This window comes from Proteus sp. G4380 (genome assembly GCF_963885725.1).
Lineage (GTDB): Bacteria > Pseudomonadota > Gammaproteobacteria > Enterobacterales > Enterobacteriaceae > Proteus > Proteus mirabilis.
In genome coordinates this window covers 1-17,440 of sequence record NZ_CAWPAV010000009.1, presented here as the reverse complement: position 1 = coordinate 17,440, position 17,440 = coordinate 1, and the positions used below count along the sequence as shown (strand labels likewise).

Annotated in this window: 13 protein-coding genes, 1 tRNA gene and 1 riboswitch; of the genes, 4 read left to right on the top strand and 10 right to left on the bottom strand. The window is 38.0% G+C overall.

What is annotated here, in order from left to right:
- Positions 1–130: 130 nt before the first annotated feature.
- Positions 131–269: riboswitch (yybP-ykoY riboswitch) on the top strand.
- 60 nt (positions 270–329) lie between these two features.
- Positions 330–914 (top strand): manganese efflux pump MntP, encoded by a 585-nt coding sequence (gene mntP, locus AACU98_RS00435; RefSeq protein ID WP_004248311.1) that lies wholly within the window; start codon positions 330–332, stop codon positions 912–914.
- Between the two features lie 53 nt (positions 915–967).
- On the opposite strand, the gene rlmA is transcribed toward mntP, so the two are convergent.
- Positions 968–1,780 carry a 23S rRNA (guanine(745)-N(1))-methyltransferase gene (gene rlmA / locus AACU98_RS00430; protein ID WP_161735340.1) on the bottom strand — a complete coding sequence of 271 codons (813 nt, stop codon included), beginning with the start codon at positions 1,778–1,780 and terminating at the stop codon, positions 968–970.
- A gap of 119 nt (positions 1,781–1,899) precedes the next feature.
- Positions 1,900–2,313, bottom strand: coding sequence for a phosphate-starvation-inducible protein PsiE (gene psiE / locus AACU98_RS00425; protein WP_004248313.1), 414 nt, complete (start codon positions 2,311–2,313; stop codon positions 1,900–1,902).
- Positions 2,314–2,554: 241 nt separating this feature from the next.
- On the opposite strand from psiE, the gene AACU98_RS00420 reads away from it, so the two are divergent.
- Positions 2,555–2,998: a universal stress protein gene (locus AACU98_RS00420; protein ID WP_004243477.1), complete on the top strand. Its 444-nt coding sequence runs from the start codon at positions 2,555–2,557 to the stop codon at positions 2,996–2,998.
- 108 nt (positions 2,999–3,106) lie between these two features.
- Here AACU98_RS00420 and AACU98_RS00415 read toward each other — a convergent pair whose 3' ends face one another.
- The 3 genes from AACU98_RS00415 to cycA form a co-directional block, all read right to left on the bottom strand.
- Positions 3,107–3,925 carry an MBL fold metallo-hydrolase gene (locus AACU98_RS00415; protein WP_161735338.1) on the bottom strand — a complete coding sequence of 273 codons (819 nt, stop codon included), beginning with the start codon at positions 3,923–3,925 and terminating at the stop codon, positions 3,107–3,109.
- A gap of 130 nt (positions 3,926–4,055) precedes the next feature.
- A complete protein-coding gene (locus tag AACU98_RS00410) occupies positions 4,056–4,490 on the bottom strand; it encodes a universal stress protein (RefSeq protein WP_004243479.1) in 435 nt (144 codons plus the stop codon).
- A 321-nt stretch (positions 4,491–4,811) separates the two neighbouring features.
- On the bottom strand, positions 4,812–6,224 hold the full coding sequence (gene cycA, locus AACU98_RS00405) for a D-serine/D-alanine/glycine transporter (protein ID WP_004243480.1): 1,413 nt from the start codon (positions 6,222–6,224) through the stop codon (positions 4,812–4,814).
- A 258-nt stretch (positions 6,225–6,482) separates the two neighbouring features.
- Between cycA and AACU98_RS00400 the strand changes: the two genes are divergently transcribed.
- Positions 6,483–6,558 (top strand) — tRNA-Lys (locus AACU98_RS00400).
- Positions 6,559–6,966: 408 nt separating this feature from the next.
- On the opposite strand, the gene putP is transcribed toward AACU98_RS00400, so the two are convergent.
- Complete coding sequence (gene putP / locus AACU98_RS00395) at positions 6,967–8,451, bottom strand: sodium/proline symporter PutP (protein ID WP_004243490.1); 1,485 nt, start codon at positions 8,449–8,451, stop codon at positions 6,967–6,969.
- Between the two features lie 471 nt (positions 8,452–8,922).
- Here putP and putA point away from each other — a divergent pair, with 471 nt between their 5' ends.
- Entirely contained in the window at positions 8,923–12,891 is a 3,969-nt protein-coding gene (gene putA, locus AACU98_RS00390; protein WP_161735336.1) for a trifunctional transcriptional regulator/proline dehydrogenase/L-glutamate gamma-semialdehyde dehydrogenase, read from the top strand.
- Positions 12,892–13,034: 143 nt separating this feature from the next.
- Here putA and fliZ read toward each other — a convergent pair whose 3' ends face one another.
- The 4 genes from fliZ to AACU98_RS00370 form a co-directional block, all read right to left on the bottom strand.
- Complete coding sequence (fliZ, locus tag AACU98_RS00385; RefSeq protein WP_004243493.1) at positions 13,035–13,565, bottom strand: flagella biosynthesis regulatory protein FliZ; 531 nt, start codon at positions 13,563–13,565, stop codon at positions 13,035–13,037.
- 58 nt (positions 13,566–13,623) lie between these two features.
- Positions 13,624–14,346, bottom strand: a complete 723-nt coding sequence (locus AACU98_RS00380) for an RNA polymerase sigma factor FliA (protein ID WP_004248319.1) — start codon at positions 14,344–14,346, stop codon at positions 13,624–13,626.
- 442 nt (positions 14,347–14,788) lie between these two features.
- Entirely contained in the window at positions 14,789–15,889 is a 1,101-nt protein-coding gene (locus AACU98_RS00375) for a FliC/FljB family flagellin (RefSeq protein ID WP_036895211.1), read from the bottom strand.
- Positions 15,890–16,198: 309 nt separating this feature from the next.
- Positions 16,199–17,311, bottom strand: a complete 1,113-nt coding sequence (locus tag AACU98_RS00370; RefSeq protein ID WP_004248322.1) for a FliC/FljB family flagellin — start codon at positions 17,309–17,311, stop codon at positions 16,199–16,201.
- Positions 17,312–17,440 lie beyond the last annotated feature (129 nt).

Sequence of the window (17,440 nt, the reverse complement as noted above, 5' to 3'; positions counted from 1 at the left end):
TTTTTAACATGATAATAATATAAAAAATATATTTTCAAACGAAAAAACAATAATGATAATTATTATCAATATCATCTTTTAAATATATGAAATAATATGTTGCCTTTCATAAATAATATGATATCTTCTGCATCAAGTCATTGGGGAGTAGCCTGTCTTAAAATAAATCTCATTATTTTAAGAAGTCTGTATCAACATACTCGCTTATTTTTATTTAGCGTGGTACAGACGCCATTATTTGGTTGGCAAGACCATAGACACATAATTGTACTTCTTTGGTTGGGGGTCAATTGTGTGTATATGGAAACACCCCAACCGAGGCTATTGTTATGAGTTTTTACGCCACAATTATTCTCGCCCTTGCTCTTTCTATGGACGCATTTGCCGTCGCTGTCTGTAAAGGCGCCACCTTACATAAACCTCATTTTCGTGAAGCCCTCCGCACCGGTTTTATCTTTGGTATTATTGAAGCAAGCACCCCGATTATTGGTTGGGCATTAGGTTTATATACCAGTCAATATATTATTCAGTGGGATCACTGGGTCGCCTTTGGTTTATTGGTTATCTTGGGTGGACGAATGATTTATCAGAGTTTAAAGCGTGGTGATGATTGCATTTGTGAAGAGGCTCCTCAACGTCACGGTTCACTCTCTTTAATTGCGACAGGTATTGCCACCAGCCTTGATGCTATGGCAATTGGTGTCGGCTTAGCCTTTCTACAAGTCGATATTGTCCATACCGCGATGACCATCGGTATGATGACCATGATTATGGCAACACTGGGTATGCTGATCGGTCGCTATATTGGCCCTGTGCTTGGCAAAAAAGCTGAAATTATCGGGGGTATGGTGTTGATTGCTATCGGCTTTAATATTCTTTTTGAACATCTTGATCTGTTTATGTACGCACATTAAGTCGTCATAATATGAAAAAGCTTAGGTATGAACACAACCTAAGCTTTTTTATTCTAAACACGTTGATAAACACGAATTAAAAAATCAGTTTCACAAGCAAATTGCTCTGTTTTATCTAATTTCTCTTTTACCTCTTCACTCGCACGCCAAGCAAAAGGCGTCATTTGTAATAAATCAACCGCTTGTTTACCTGTTAACGCCATATTATAAGCAACTTGATGCTGTGCTATTAGCTTGAACCCAGCAAATATTTCATCTTTTAGTGGATGAAGATGCACTGTTGAATAAATCAACGCTTTAAGTTGATAAAGATGGCGCGGTGCGGGTGTCACCGTAATAATATATCCACCTTGAGCAATAACTCGTGTTAATTCGCCGGCATTGCAAGGGGCATAAATACGTACCACTGCATTTAATGACGCATCACAAAAAGGCAGACGTTGGCTGGACGCAACACAAAACTGAATAGGAGCATAGCGTTTTGCTGCATATTTAATGGCAACCTTCGCCACATCTAAGCCATAGACTTGTGGATTTTTTGACTTTAGTTTTTGATATATCTGATAGGTATAATACCCTTCTCCACAACCAATATCTAACACCTGAGGATTATCTTCCGGTAAATGTTCAGCCACTAATTGAGCCACTTTGTCTCGCATTGGTTGATAAAAGCCCGCATCTAAAAAATCACGCCGAGCACTAATCATCTCTGCACTATCCCCCGGCTCTTTAGAACGTTTAAATTGTACCGGGAGTAAATTAACATACCCCTCTTTAGCACAATCAAATTGATGGTGATTGTCACAAACCCAACTATGGGCTTTAAGAGCAAGTGGCTGGGAGCAAAGTGGACATTGATAAGACATAATATTTTTACATATTCCAAAATAAAATTGGGAGAGATAATAACATATCTCCCCCAATCATGCGGAAAACCTTAATGCACAGAGACTATTCAATGCATTGTTGACATATTGTTATTCGGTTAGCTTCGTTTTAATTTTTCGGTATTTGCAATAAATAACGCGATAACGAGCAATAAAATGGCGCCGGACTGAATCAAAGTATCTACCGAGTCTTTATGTTCAACAATAATCAGACGCACAATAGCTGTAATACCTATATAAATAAAATACCTTAAAGGGAAATGACCACCGGATAAAAAATATTTTACAATCAATGCGATAAACTCAAAATAGAGGAAGTAGATCAAAATTCCTTCTAATAACTGATAAGAAGATTCTTCAGCAGCTAAGTTAAATAATAAAGAGGCGATAACATAAGTTTCTTTGATCAAAAAACTGACTAATACGATGGCTAGAATAAGTAATCCGCAATTCAGCACCCATTGTAATATTGTTGCAATACATTTTAATAATTCTTCGCTTGATTTTCTCATAGCTTTATAACCTAAGGTTATCATTTATTGATAACAAATAATGATAGTAAACTACCTGTCGTTAACTTGGCACAAGTTTAATAGAACAATCTTTTTTCCACACCTATTTTTTATCTTTTAGGGCTAAAAACCCCAAAATAATGGCGCCATAATCGCAATATTCATCTTTAAATTTCAGCTTAGCCACTAAATTACCTATACTACTCGAGTGAAAAGGTTAATTTTTTACAGAAGGTAAATTATGGCTAAAACAATACTGGTAGCAATTGACTTATTAGAAGATGATAGAATTCACCGTATGGTTAAAGATATTCAATTTCTAGCAAGAAAAGCTGATCACTATTTTCATTTTGTCACAGTCATGCCTAATTTACGCTCTCTTGAAGCTTATGGACTTGATTGTGATAGCCCTTCAGTTATAGAGAAAAAACATCAAGCCGTTATTTTGTTAACTGAAAAACTAGCACACTGTGTTCAACAACAATTCCAATTACCTAAAGAGCAGTACCAATGCCATGCCCTTATAGGGACACCAAATTATAATATTCTCGAACTCGCCAATAAGATGGATGTAGACACTATTGTCATTGGCTCTAGCTCTCGTAATAGACATAATATATTGCTTGGCTCTACTGCAGATTATATTGTTAACAACACCAATTGTTCTGTTTTAGTGATCCGTTGATAATTGACGATACATTGTTAATAAAAAATGCTAGGATTAAAATCAAAAACCTTTTTTTAATCCCACACTAAAATCAACCATCCCATTTTTGATTAACATATTGATGTATCATTTAAAAAATAATCTTTGCCCTGTATTAAAATCTTTGGCATTAAGATAGCTACGGCCAAGCGCACCGGTACAATGGCAACCATAAACCTCAACATGGTGACCTATTGCTTTTTTCGCTCTTTTTAACGCCGCCAGTGAGGCACAGCGAAGATGTAGCCCTCCGACAATAGCTTGGATCTTGTCATTTCCTGTTATTTTTTTCGCATGGCGAATAATCGTATCAATACCAGAATGGCTACATCCCGTGATAATCACCAGTCCTTGCTGACCTTGCCAAATTAGAAAACTATCATCAAGTACATAATCATCCGTTTCGCTACTTTCACTGACAATAACGCCATAACGTTTATGTATTTGACGCTCTGTCACTTGGCCAGAATAGATAAATCTTTTATCGATAGCTTTAGGTGTCGCTGTTAACTGAAATGAAAACTGCTGTTCTAGCTGCTGTCGGTTAAAAAATGGAGTAAGGCGCTTAAATTTAATAGACTGGCGCCCCATAAAAAGTGCTGAATAACGTACTGAAAATAAATCAGGATGGGCAATAATATGTGGCTTAGTAATAAAGAAATCCTCATTTAAATGAGTTAATCCACCAAAATGATCATAGTGCCCATGGGAAATAACAATTGTCGTTAATGACGTCAAATCAATCGCCATTTTTTTAGCATTATTGATAAAAGTGAGATCTTTACCAGTATCAAATAAAATTTTACTTTCGCTTTCAGTGTCTTCTAATAGCAGTGAAAGGCCAGGATAATGGCTAAGAGCGGGATCGCTTGTCTTATTTTCTAGTAGTGCCGTAATAGTAAGCATAATTTTTAATTATTATCTTATAGGGGATAATGCATGATAATTAAAAATAGCTAGAGTGCCAAATTAAAAAAGCAGTTGATAAGACGCCATCAACCGCTTAATGGTATTACTATATAAAATAAAGAGTCGGCTATCTTGCTACCATCACTGAACGTTTCGCATAACGGGTAATATCTGCCGCTGTTGAGCCTAAATGATAGCTGTCTGCTTCAGGATTATGTGAGCTAACAACAATTAAATCAGCATTAACCTGATCGGCTATCTGCAATATGCCATCCCGTGGTTTACCAATACAGATATGTGTTTCAATACGATCTTCCGGTAAATCAAATCGAGCAATAATTTTTTTTAACTCTTTTTCTGCTGATTTTTTTAAGCATACTTGGTCAAGTTGATCGCCATTCATCACTAAGCGATAATAAGAAGATTGTGGCAACTTTGGTAAAACATACAAAAAATGGACATAGGGATCTTCTCTTTTGGCAATGTTCTCCACTAATGTAATGGCTTTATTTAGTAAGTTATCTTCATCGATATCAATGGGAACCAAAATAGTCTTATACATATCGCCTCCTATTATTTTTTAATTGTAGGATAGTCTATTTTGAAAAAAATACCGGATATAGTTAACATATTTAAGAAATAGATTAATAATAATAGATATGTATAATTCACATGCACTTAAAGTTTTTGAATTAAATTATACTTAGAGAAAATAAAATTTATTTTAAAATAATATATTGCTTTAAATTTTCAATTAAAAAATAAAATAACAAATTTATCTTCGAAATATTCTGACTAATGGTTTAACTCAAATTAAAGTATAACCCTATCGAAAAAGATAGGGTTATATTTATCCAATGACCATCAATTCAACTAAAAAAGATTAATTTTTTAATTGTGCTTTTTGTTTACGCTTTTTCACAAAATGATACCCTATTCCTAAAGCAATAAACCAAATGGGCGTTACCATCAGTGCTTGACGGGTATCATGTTCAAATGCCAATAACACGACCATAAACACAAAAAATGCTAAGCATAGCCATGACATCACTATTCCTAATGGCATTTTATAAATAGATTGTTGATGTAATTGAGGACGTTTCTTACGATATGCTAAATAGCAGCATAAGATCATACTCCAAATAAACATAAATAATAACGCAGAGACCGTTGTTACTAACGTAAATACCCGCATCACATCTGGAATAAAATAAATTAGCACAATACCGCAAGATAAACAGAGACTCGTAAAGAGTAAACCATTGGCAGGTACTGAACGTTTTGATAGCTGGCTAAACTGTTTTGGTGCCTCCCCCTCTTTCGATAAACCAAATAGCATACGACTGGTTGAGAAGATACCACTATTTGCTGAAGAGGCGGCTGCCGTTAATACCACAAAGTTAACTAAACTGGCTGCGGCTGGAATACCAATCATGACAAAGAGTTCTACAAACGGGCTTTTGTCTGCCAAAATAGAACGCCACGGCGTTACTGACATAATAATCGCCAATGCCAAAACATAAAAAGTAATAATACGAATAGGAATAGCGTTAATCGCCTTAGGTAATGATTTCTCAGGATCACGTGTTTCAGCCGCTGCTGTACCTACCAGCTCAATCCCCACAAAGGCAAAGATAGCAATTTGAAAACCAGCAAAAAATCCGCTGATCCCTTTAGGGAACATACCGCCATCATTCCAGATATTTTCAATAGTTGCCGTGTGCCCGGCTGGAGATTGAAAATTTATGCTAATCAATACGATACCAACAATAATTAAAGAGACAATAGCGGTAATTTTGATCATCGAAAACCAAAATTCCATTTCCCCAAATAATTTTACTGTGGCTAAATTCAAAATAAGTAGTGTCAGCACACAAATAAAAGACGTTCCCCATTCAGGAAAATTGGGCGCCCAATAACTAATATAGGAGGTAATGGCAACAATATCAGCGATACCGGTGATAACCCAGCAAAACCAATAACTCCATCCAACAAAAAAGCCAGCCCAAGGCCCTAATAAATCCCCGGCAAAATCGCTAAATGATTTATATTCTAAATTTGATAATAATAGCTCTCCCATTGCTCGCATAACAAAGAACAGGACAAAGCCGATTATCATGTAAACAAAAATAATCGATGGCCCAGCTAGCGAAATGGTTTTCCCAGAACCCATAAATAAACCAGTACCGATAGCACCACCAATAGCGATTAATTGGATATGACGATTGGTTAGCCCGCGTTGTAGAGTGGCATTTTTCACTCTAACGGGCTGAGTAACTTCTGTTTGCTCTTCCATACAATACCTGAAATGTTTTCATATTTTTGATGTTGTTACGCCACTTTTTTATTTTTTCGCCGTGGCTAAGTTTGCGAAATTATTGTGACACAAATCTCAGAATAAGTAATGAAAAGATCACTTTTAGTAAAATGAGTGACGATTTGATAACCAAATAATATCCTTTTTTCATTTTAATAGACGATATTTTATACATTTGGAAAAAATTTCAAATTAAGGGTTGACCCGCCCTTAAGAGAGGAGAATAATTAGCGCATCGGGTTGTTAGCTCAGTTGGTAGAGCAGTTGACTCTTAATCAATTGGTCGGGGGTTCAAGCCCCCCACAACCCACCAAATTTACGCTGAGTAATCAGGCAGATAGGCCACTTAGAGATAAGTGGCTTTTTTGTATCTGGAAGAGAATGGCGACAAAATGGCGATAACAGCTAGCTATTATCACGCTCATTAATTGCGTTATATAGCTGACTAATATTTAACCTATAAATTGTGATTAAAAAATAAGTGTATTACAAAATATTAAACCAATAAAAATATTAGTATCAGTATTATTGACTAATAACAGCATCAATGAAGTTTGATGGGTTAAATATCGCTTTGATTAAGCAATCTTAATGCTATTAATATCATGCTAAACAAAACCCTTTAATGGTTAATATTTACTGTTATTTTGCCAAAAAAATACCACCTATATTTTTATATAGATGGTATTTCATTAAATAGAATCTTACTGCTTATTAATAATTAAGTGTTACGATATTCCGCTTCTGCTTCATCAAAACGTTGTTGATTTTCTGCCGTTGGTGACTTACCCATTAAACTGACAATAACAATGGCTATGGACGCGAAAATAAAGCCCGGAATAATTTCATAAAGACCGAACCATTTATATTGCATCCATACCAGTACCGTTAATGCACCAATTAACATTCCCGCAAAAGCACCATTACGAGTCATACGTTTCCAAGTGACAGAGATAAGGATCACCGGACCAAATGCAGCACCAAATCCTGCCCAAGCATTACTCACCAAATCAAGTACTTTATTTTCTGGATCACGGGCTAAATAAATAGCGATAACCGCAACTAATAACACCATGCCACGACCAACCCAAACTAGCTCTTTTTGACTGGCATTTTTACGAATAAAAGGCTTATATAAATCTTCAGTTAATGCACTGGCGCAGACTAATAATTGGCAGCTTAACGTACTCATTACCGCAGCTAAAATCGCAGATAACAAAATACCAGCTATCCACGGGTTAAAAAGTAACGAAGCTAATTCCATAAAGATACGCTCATTTTTAGCCATAACCGGACCTGCAACGGTCGGATTAACCTCAAAATAAGCAATACCAAAGAAGCCCACCGCCACCGTTCCGCCTAAACAGAGGATCATCCAAGTCATACCAATACGGCGCGCTTTACGAATAGTTTGATTTGAATCTGCTGCCATAAAACGCGCGAGAATATGAGGCTGTCCAAAATAACCTAATCCCCAAGCTAATAATGAAACAATAGCAATAAAATCAAGCCCTTTAAACATATCAAGATAAGCCGGATCTTTCGCTTTAATGATCTCTATAGAGGTGTCAATTCCACCAATTGAGAAAATAACAATAATTGGTGTCAGAATAAGTGCGAAAATCATTAATGTGGCTTGTACCGTATCCGTCCAACTTACCGCCAAAAAACCACCTAGGAAAGTATATGCAATGGTTGCTAGTGCACCATAAATCATCGCTTCATGATAAGGAATGCCAAAGGTAGACTCAAAAAGCATACCTCCTGCGACGACACCTGATGCACAATAAATAGTGAAGAAAATAAGAATAACTAACGCAGAAATAATGCGTAGCATTTTGCTTTTGTCATCAAAGCGAGAAGTTAAATAGTCTGGTAAAGTCAGTGCATTATTGTTTTTTTCTGTTTGTAAACGTAAGCGCCCTGCAACTAAACGCCAGTTAAGCCATGCACCTAAACATAAACCAATGGCTATCCAACTTTCGGAGATCCCCGCAAAAAAAACCACACCTGGTAACCCCATTAATAGCCAGCCACTCATATCAGAAGCGCCCGCAGAAAGTGCCGTTACTACACTACCAAGCCTTCGGCCCCCTAAAATATAATCATCAAAATTTTTTGTTGATCGATACGCTAGATAGCCGATAAAAAGCATCCCCAATATATAGATCGTAAAGGTAATTAGCATTGGCGAATTTAGAGCCATAATCGCAGTTCTCCATATATCTGTTACGATCAATTGCTATGCTTTCAACTTATGCAGGAACGTTGCACTTCGTTGCACACCAATGACCTTATCAGTTTTTATTTAAAATAATTTCTTACTGTAACAAATAAAACATTCATATCAATCCTAGAATAGGTTATAAGCATTTAACAAGAAATTAACGTATCGGTGTTTAATTTTTGTATGTAACTTCACACTATTTGCTTCGGTTGAAAGAGATTAATATTATCTCTTCATTGAAGAAAAATATATAACCTAATGAATTATAAGTATTATTTATTTATCCATCTAAGATAATATTTTTTAACCATTTATAAAACCTGACAACTTTCACATTATTTATAAATTTATTGTTAACAATGTTGCACAAAGTTGCAACATGGCTGATATTAAGAAAAATAACTGGTCAATGTGCCGTATAAGTAAGATGCACGATATGAGGAGCACTGCATGAGTAGCACAACAATGGGTGTTAGACTTGATGAAGAAACCCGTAATAGATTAAAAGATGCTGCACAAAAATTAGATAGAACATCTCATTGGCTAATTAAACAAGCCATCTTCAATTATCTTGAACAAATTGAAAATGATCAGCTCACCCTAACCCCTATCACACAGGCTGAGCAAGATATTGAAGAAAGCACAGCCCCCCTAACGGCACATTATCAACCGTTTTTAGAATTTGCAGAGCAGATCCACCCACAATCGGTGTTACGCTCGGCAATTACTTCTGCTTATCGTATACCTGAAACACAAGCGGTGCCTATGCTACTACAGCAGGCAACGTTACCTGAGCATGAGGCTCAAGCCACGCATAAACTGGCTTACTCCATTGCAGAAAAATTACGCAAACAAAAACAGGGTGTTGGACGCTCAGGTCTGGTACAAGGCTTACTGCAAGAGTTTTCTCTCTCTTCCCAAGAGGGGGTTGCCTTAATGTGTTTAGCCGAAGCTTTATTGCGTATTCCTGATAAAGCAACCCGTGATGCCCTGATCCGAGATAAAATTAGCCATGGCAATTGGCGCTCGCATTTAGGGCAAAGCCAATCTATGTTTGTCAATGCCGCCACTTGGGGTCTACTGTTTACAGGCAAACTCGTCTCTACCCATAACGAAGAGAAATTATCTAATTCTCTAAATCGCATTTTAACTAAAAGTGGTGAACCTTTAGTGCGTAAAGGCGTTGATATGGCGATGCGTTTAATGGGGGAACAATTTGTCACCGGTGAAACTATCTCCCAAGCGTTAGCCAATGCACGCAAACTTGAAGAAAAAGGCTTTAGATATTCCTATGATATGCTAGGAGAAGCGGCCTTAACGGAAAAAGATGCGCAAGACTATTTAGTCTCTTATCAACAAGCCATCCATGCCATTGGTAAAGCCTCTAATGGACGAGGTATTTATGAAGGACCGGGGATCTCCATTAAACTTTCAGCATTACATCCCCGTTATAGTCGAGCTCAATATGATAGAGTGATGTCGGAGCTTTACCCTCGCCTACTCTCTTTAACGCTACAAGCCAAGCAATATGATATTGGTATTAATATTGATGCAGAAGAAGCGGATAGACTGGAAATATCCCTCGATTTATTAGAAAAACTCTGCTTCGAGCCTGAATTAGCGGGTTGGAATGGTATAGGATTTGTTATTCAAGCCTATCAGAAACGCTGCCCTTTAGTGATTGATTATATTATTGATTTAGCTCGCCGCAGTCGTCGCCGTTTAATGATCCGTTTAGTAAAAGGGGCTTATTGGGATAGTGAGATTAAACGTGCGCAAATGGATGGACTGGAAGATTACCCTGTTTATACCCGTAAAGTGTATACCGATGTCTCTTACCTTGCGTGTGCGAAAAAACTGCTCGCTTCACCGAATTATATTTATCCGCAATTTGCCACGCATAATGCCCATACTTTATCAGCCATTTATCATCTAGCAGGTCAAAATTACTATCCTGGTCAATATGAATTCCAATGCTTACACGGTATGGGTGAACCCCTCTATGCACAAGTTGTGGGTAAAATTGCTGATGGTAAACTTGGTCGCCCTTGTCGTATCTATGCGCCAGTAGGTACTCATGAAACCCTACTGGCTTACCTTGTGCGTCGATTATTAGAAAATGGTGCAAATACCTCGTTTGTAAATCGTATCGCTGACACCACCATCTCCTTAGATGAATTAGTTGCCGATCCGGTTAAAGAGATCAATAAAATTGCGCAAGCTGAAGGACAAATCGGACTTTCACATCCTAAAATCCCGCTCCCAATGCAGCTTTATGGTGATGAGCGTAAAAATTCACCGGGGATTGATATGTCTAATGAGCATCGTTTAGCCTCATTATCCAGTGCATTACTGACCTCTGCGATGGAAAAAATTCACAGCCATCCTCTCATTGGTGGTGAGTGTAATAGTGCAGAAGAAGTGATTGCACCACAATCTATACTCAATCCGGCAAATCACACCGATGTCGTCGGTACAGTACGTGAAACAACGGCCGCCGAAGCTAATTTTGCTTTAGATATTGCCCAAGAAAATGGTGAAATTTGGTTTGCAACCCCACCTGCGGAAAGAGCGGCGTTTTTAGTCCGCACAGCAGAACTGATGGAACAGCAAATGGGTCCATTAATGGGTGTCTTAGTCAGAGAAGCGGGCAAAACCTATAGTAATGCTATTGCAGAAGTGCGTGAGGCGATTGATTTTCTTTATTATTACTCAGCACAAGTGGCAAATGATTTTGATAATAATACCCATCGTCCTTTAGGCCCTGTTGTCTGTATTAGTCCTTGGAACTTCCCATTAGCCATCTTTAGTGGACAAATTGCAGCAGCGTTAGCGGCAGGTAATACCGTACTGGCCAAACCTGCGGAGCAAACCCCTCTGATTGCTTTTAAAGCCGTAGAACTATTTTATCAAGCAGGAGTACCTCGCAGTGCATTACAACTCTTACCGGGCCAAGGGGAGACCATTGGTGCACAATTAGTGGCTGATGAACGCGTGCGTGGTGTGATGTTTACAGGCTCTACCGAAGTTGCCCACATTCTGCAAAAAACCTTAGCGGGTAGACTCGATAGCGAAGGTCGCCCTGTTCCTTTAATTGCTGAAACAGGTGGCTTAAACGCCATGATTGTCGACTCTTCTGCCTTAACGGAACAAGTGGTCACTGACGTTATGGCCTCTGCTTATGATAGTGCGGGTCAACGTTGTTCTGCTTTGCGTATTCTCTGTATTCAAGAAGAGGTGGCTGATAGCACGATTGAAATGTTAAAAGGCGCAATGGCTCAAGCGATAATAGGTGATCCAAGTCTCTTATCAACAGATATCGGCCCTGTAATTGATAAAGAGGCAAAAGCGGGTATTGAAAAACATATTCAAACTATGCGCACAGCGGGTTTTGACGTTTATCAAGCAACCTACAATCAACTTACTAAACAGGCTGAAAATAACAGTACTTTTGTTCCTCCTACCTTAATTGAGTTAGATAAAATTAGTTCACTTAAAAAAGAGATTTTTGGCCCTGTACTGCACGTCGTACGTTATTCAAGCCAAGATCTGCCTGCTTTATTAGATGAAATTAATGCGACTGGATATGGATTAACGATGGGGGTTCATACCCGTATTGATGAAACTATCGCTTATGTAGCGACTCATGCAAAAGTAGGAAATTTATATGTAAACCGCAATATGGTAGGTGCTGTTGTCGGGGTACAACCTTTTGGTGGTGAAGGTTTATCGGGTACGGGGCCAAAAGCTGGAGGCCCTGCTTATCTGTATCGTTTATTATCAAAACGTCCTGAAAATGCCATAACACAAACCTTAGCACGTCAAGATGAAACATTACCCCTTGATGCCTCTATGCGACAAAAGTTATTACAAACCTATCATCACTATATGACGTGGTTAGCAAATAAAACGGAACCTGCACATTATCAGGCGCTAGAAGAATACGCCAATGCATCACAAGCCGGAACATTGCGCGTATTGCCGGGGCCTACTGGCGAGCGTAATACCTATCAATTAGTCCCTTGTGGCAAGGTGCTTTGTCTCTCAGATAATGAGCAAGATATATTTACTCAGTTAGCGGGAGTCTTTGCATCAGGATGCCATGCTATTGTCCATAATGCTGTTTTCTCGCAAAAAACCTATCGTGAATTGCCTGATATGATCAGAAAAGCAATCACTCTCACGGACAACTGGCAAGATGAGTCACTAAGCATTAATGCCGTTATTTATCATGGTGATAGTGATCAGTTAAAAGAGACTTGTCAGCAAATTGCACAACGTAAAGGGGCTATTATTTCAGTACAAGGCTTCTCACGTGGTGAGACAGCATTGTTATTAGAGCGTTTATTGCATGAACGAGCATTAAGCGTCAATACCGCCGCTGCCGGAGGCAATGCCAGCTTAATGACAATCAGTTAAACCCAGCGTTCTCTTTCTCACTTTATTTTTGAGACCACCTTTAACTTACTTATCTATTAAAGGTGGTTTTTTTATTTCTGGAATAAAAAATAAAAAGGAGCAACATAATGTTACCCCTTTTTTTAGGTCTCTCTTGAATGCGATTAGTGACCACTACTCATCGAGGTTGGCGCTTGGCACCAATCAAGATATTGCTCATACTTACGTAGGGCAATGTTGTAGTTACTAAATGCGGAGGGAGTGAGCTTTTTACTCAAGTCTGACTGAATTTTCTCTGTCGTAAATTCTTGACGAGGAAAATTAGTGGAAGTCAGCAATTCATCGAGTCGACGTAAACGAACCACATACTCACGAACAGTACTGTGGCTCATCTCCGTTTGTTCGAACAAATACTGCTTAAAAGACATAATGTCAAAGTAATCAGTTTCACTATTACAGTAAATCTCACTACAAAAACGGCACAGCGCAGAAAACTTTCCTTGCAAGGTTTCCCATGTTTCATCATCAATTAAATCTGTCATTTCAGAAATGGCTTCTTTATTGATAACTTGGCGATTGAATACGAGAGAAATCCGATCAAGCGCCTTATGGCAATGCAAACAATGAGTTTGGCTGTGTTTATAGTCTTTAATGTAACGGCTTAGCGGCCGTTTCTTTTGTGTTGAAACAGACATAAGAGATAAAGCCCTGTGTTGTAGTCTTAATAAATAAAAACAAAAATAAGCAAAACTTCTATTTCTCTGGGTTTAAGCGTGCTCGCAGCCTTTTGATTGCTTGGCTGTGTAGCTGACTTACGCGGGATTCCCCGACATTAAGCACTGCGCCTATTTCTTTCAAATTAAGTTCTTCCTGATAATACAGGGTAAGAACCATTTTTTCCCTTTCGGGAAGCAATTCTATCGCGTCTATGACTCTTTGGCGAATATCACTTTCCAATAACATTTGTAAAGGATTGTCATCGTGATCTTCGTCTTGAGACGGTTCACAGCTTTCACCGTAAATTTCATGCCATTCGTCATAAGAGAACAACTGGCTGTTATTTGTATCCAATAGGATCTGCCGGTATTCTGCTAACTCAATCTGCAAATGATCAGCAACTTCCTGTTCTGATGGTGGTCGTCCTAGATCCTGCTCTAACTGATGAATGGATTGTGTCACTTCTCTTGCATTACGGCGCACACTACGGGGCGCCCAATCACGACTTCGTAGCTCATCTAACATAGAGCCTCGAATACGTTGCACAGCATAAGTAGTAAAGGCGGCACCTTGCATTGAGTCATAACGCTCAACAGCATTCAGTAGGCCAATCCCCCCTGCTTGCAAAAGATCATCCAATTCAACACTCGCAGGTAACTTGACCTGTAATCGTAATGCTTCATGGCGAACCAAAGGGACATATCGCTCCCAGAGGCTATTTTTGTCCATCACGCCTTCGGCGGTATACAAATCACTCACAACAAAAGACACCTTTGGATAAAAGACCGGAAACCATTATCCGACGAAATAGTGTTAGCAATCGGCTGAACAGTGAAGCAAAAGCCCCTCTTTTTCACCTATGCTAAATTTTCAGCGAAAATTGGGTTTTCATTGATAATTTAATTTGTTATTGCATTACAAGTACATACTGTACCTTAAGATGGGTCATACTAATCCGCAGAAAAACCGTTAAATAAATTGATATTTTGTCTTATTGAAAGAAATGTATTCATCAAATCTGTATTTTGTTGATAAAAAAATAACATATAAATCATATTACTTATCTTTTATCTATTTTTACCTACAACCTATCAATGGGAATACCTATCCATGATTAATAAAAAAAACGATTGTTTTGATGAAAAAACACCCACAGCAAAAATGGCTGTGGGTGGGATCTGAAGATGAGTTTAATGAAGGATTAACGTAACAGAGACAGAACAGTTTGTGGTACTTGGTTTGCTTGAGCCAGTACAGCAGTACCTGCTTGTTGCAAGATTTGATTTTTACTCATATTGGACACTTCTGTCGCATAGTCAGCATCTAAGATACGGCTACGTGAAGCAGATAAGTTATTAACAGTGTTGTTTAAGTTATTGATAGTAGATTGGAAACGGTTTTGAATTGCACCTAATTTAGAGCGGCTTTCATCAACCTTACTAATTGCGTTATCTAAAGTTGCTAAAGCGTCATCCTTAACATTTAAAACTTTAACATCTTTACCTGCATCTGCCTTAAATTTAGTGGTTTTACTACCAGTAAACTCAACTTCATCAGTAGTACCTGCTTTTAATTGAAAGTCTGATTTACTTACTACGTACTCGTCGCTACCCTCCTTTAAGACAACTTTATTAGCAGAAACCTTACCATCTACTTTATACTCTTTTACTGAAATACCATTCGCGTATTTTGTACCGCCCGAAATGCCCAGAGCGTTTGCATCGATTGCATCACCTTCTGCTTTAACCCCTTTTTTCTCTGTTTTAGCATCAAACAGGTTATCACTAGCAACACCTAATGTGTCGTTATCAATTTTATCTAAATTGAATTCAATCACTTCATTGTCATTAGTACCGACTTGAATGGTCATTTTTGACTTTTCACCACTCAGTACTTTCACACCGTTAAACTGAGTTTGTTCTGAAACACGATTGATTTCATCTAAACGTTGATTAACTTCATTTTGGATAGAAGTGATATCTGAGTTAGAGTTAGTCCCGTTTTTCGCTTGAACGGTTAATTCACGAATACGTTGTAAGTTATTGTTGATTTCGTTCAATGCACCTTCAGTGGTTTGAGACACTGAAATACCATCATTCGCATTACGAGATGCTTGAGTTAAACCGTTAATATTTGAAGTGAAGCGGTTAGCAATAGCTTGACCTGCCGCATCGTCTTTCGCGCTGTTAATGCGCATACCTGAAGATAAACGTTCAATTGCATTACCAAGTGCGCTTTGTGAACGATTTAGATTATTTTGAGTGACTAAAGACAGATAATTAGTATTAATAACTTGTGCCATACAATATTCCTTCAATTTTATTTGAAAATTTTTAATTAATAGGTTTGTTATTACACTCCTGTAATAACGTTGCCTAAACACTATCGTCATTAAATCGAAGGTATTTATGTGTTTTCGCGTCGCGAAAATAGTAAAAAAAGCCAATTAATTAATTTATAAGAGATAATGACTAGCAGAAAAAACAAAAATAGATGGAGAGAAAAAAATAAACTAAAACAGAGTGAGTTTAAATATAAAATAAAATGACAAAAAAGACCCTCAGATGAGGGCCTTTGATATAGAAAGGTATCTTTTGTGTCAGGGTACGAATTAACGTAACAGAGACAGAACAGTTTGTGGTACTTGGTTTGCTTGAGCAAGTACTGAAGTACCCGCTTGTTGCAAGATTTGACCACGGCTCATGTTAGAAACTTCTGTTGCATAGTCAGCATCTAAGATACGGCTACGTGAAGCAGATAAGTTGTTAACAGTGTTGTTTAGGTTGTTGATAGTAGATTCAAAACGGTTTTGAATCGCACCTAATTTAGAACGGCTTTCATCAATGGTATTGATAGCTTTGTCTAAAGTTGCTAAAGCGTCATCTTTAACGTTTAAAGTTTTAACGTCTTTACCTGCAGCAGCAGTAAATTCGTTACCAGCAACAGCTGAACCTGCTTTTAAGTTGATTTGTGTAGCCGTAGTACCATCAGCTTCAAAATCTGAAGCAGAAACTAAGTAGCTTTTACCACCTTCAGTTGCAACGAATTTACCATCAACAACTTTGCCATCTTCTTCGTATTTTTTAACTGTTAAACCAGCTTTTAGAGTAGTACCACCAGCAACACCTAAATCAGCAATAACAGCATCATCAGCACTTGCTTTCTTCTCACCTTTAGAAACGGTAGCTTCAGTGAACAGTTTATCGCTAGCAACACCTAATGTATCGTTATCAACTTTATCTAAGTTAAATTTGATAGTTTCATTATCGTTAGTACCAACTTGGATAACCATTTCTGATTTCTCACCGCTCAGTACTTTCACGCCGTTAAACTGAGTTTGTTCAGAAATACGGTTGATTTCGTCTAAACGTTCTTTCACTTCGTTTTGGATAGAAGTGATATCTGAATTAGAGTTAGTACCGTTTTTCGCTTGAACAGTTAACTCACGGATACGTTGTAAGTTATTGTTGATTTCGTTTAATGCACCTTCAGTTGTTTGAGCGATAGAGATACCATCGTTCGCATTACGTGAAGCTTGAGTTAAACCATTTACGTTTGAAGTGAAACGGTTAGCAATTGCTTGACCCGCTGCATCGTCTTTTGCACTGTTGATACGTAGACCAGAAGACAGACGCTCGATTGCACTTCCTAAAGTTCCCTGAGATTTGTTCAGGTTGTTTTGAGTTACCAGGGATAGATAGTTGGTATTAATGACTTGTGCCATAGCTAGATTCCTTTAAAATCAAGTCGATAAAATAAAAGTTTGCCTATTCATTTACGGTGTCAATCACCGGCAACAAGTTTATCGGCACCCCAGATACAACCTTTAACTTTTCCAACAAATTTTTCTGTG

What these genes read in the sequence shown, in the direction of transcription:
- mntP (WP_004248311.1), top strand. Translation starts at nt 330, where the DNA reads ATGAGTTTTTACGCCACAATTATTCTCGCCCTTGCTCTTTCTATGGAC.
- rlmA (WP_161735340.1), bottom strand. Translation starts at nt 1,780, where the DNA reads ATGTCTTATCAATGTCCACTTTGCTCCCAGCCACTTGCTCTTAAAGCC.
- psiE (WP_004248313.1), bottom strand. Translation starts at nt 2,313, where the DNA reads ATGAGAAAATCAAGCGAAGAATTATTAAAATGTATTGCAACAATATTA.
- AACU98_RS00420 (WP_004243477.1), top strand. Translation starts at nt 2,555, where the DNA reads ATGGCTAAAACAATACTGGTAGCAATTGACTTATTAGAAGATGATAGA.
- AACU98_RS00415 (WP_161735338.1), bottom strand. Translation starts at nt 3,925, where the DNA reads ATGCTTACTATTACGGCACTACTAGAAAATAAGACAAGCGATCCCGCT.
- AACU98_RS00410 (WP_004243479.1), bottom strand. Translation starts at nt 4,490, where the DNA reads ATGTATAAGACTATTTTGGTTCCCATTGATATCGATGAAGATAACTTA.
- cycA (WP_004243480.1), bottom strand. Translation starts at nt 6,224, where the DNA reads ATGGAAGAGCAAACAGAAGTTACTCAGCCCGTTAGAGTGAAAAATGCC.
- putP (WP_004243490.1), bottom strand. Translation starts at nt 8,451, where the DNA reads ATGGCTCTAAATTCGCCAATGCTAATTACCTTTACGATCTATATATTG.
- putA (WP_161735336.1), top strand. Translation starts at nt 8,923, where the DNA reads ATGAGTAGCACAACAATGGGTGTTAGACTTGATGAAGAAACCCGTAAT.
- fliZ (WP_004243493.1), bottom strand. Translation starts at nt 13,565, where the DNA reads ATGTCTGTTTCAACACAAAAGAAACGGCCGCTAAGCCGTTACATTAAA.
- AACU98_RS00375 (WP_036895211.1), bottom strand. Translation starts at nt 15,889, where the DNA reads ATGGCACAAGTTATTAATACTAATTATCTGTCTTTAGTCACTCAAAAT.
- AACU98_RS00370 (WP_004248322.1), bottom strand. Translation starts at nt 17,311, where the DNA reads ATGGCACAAGTCATTAATACCAACTATCTATCCCTGGTAACTCAAAAC.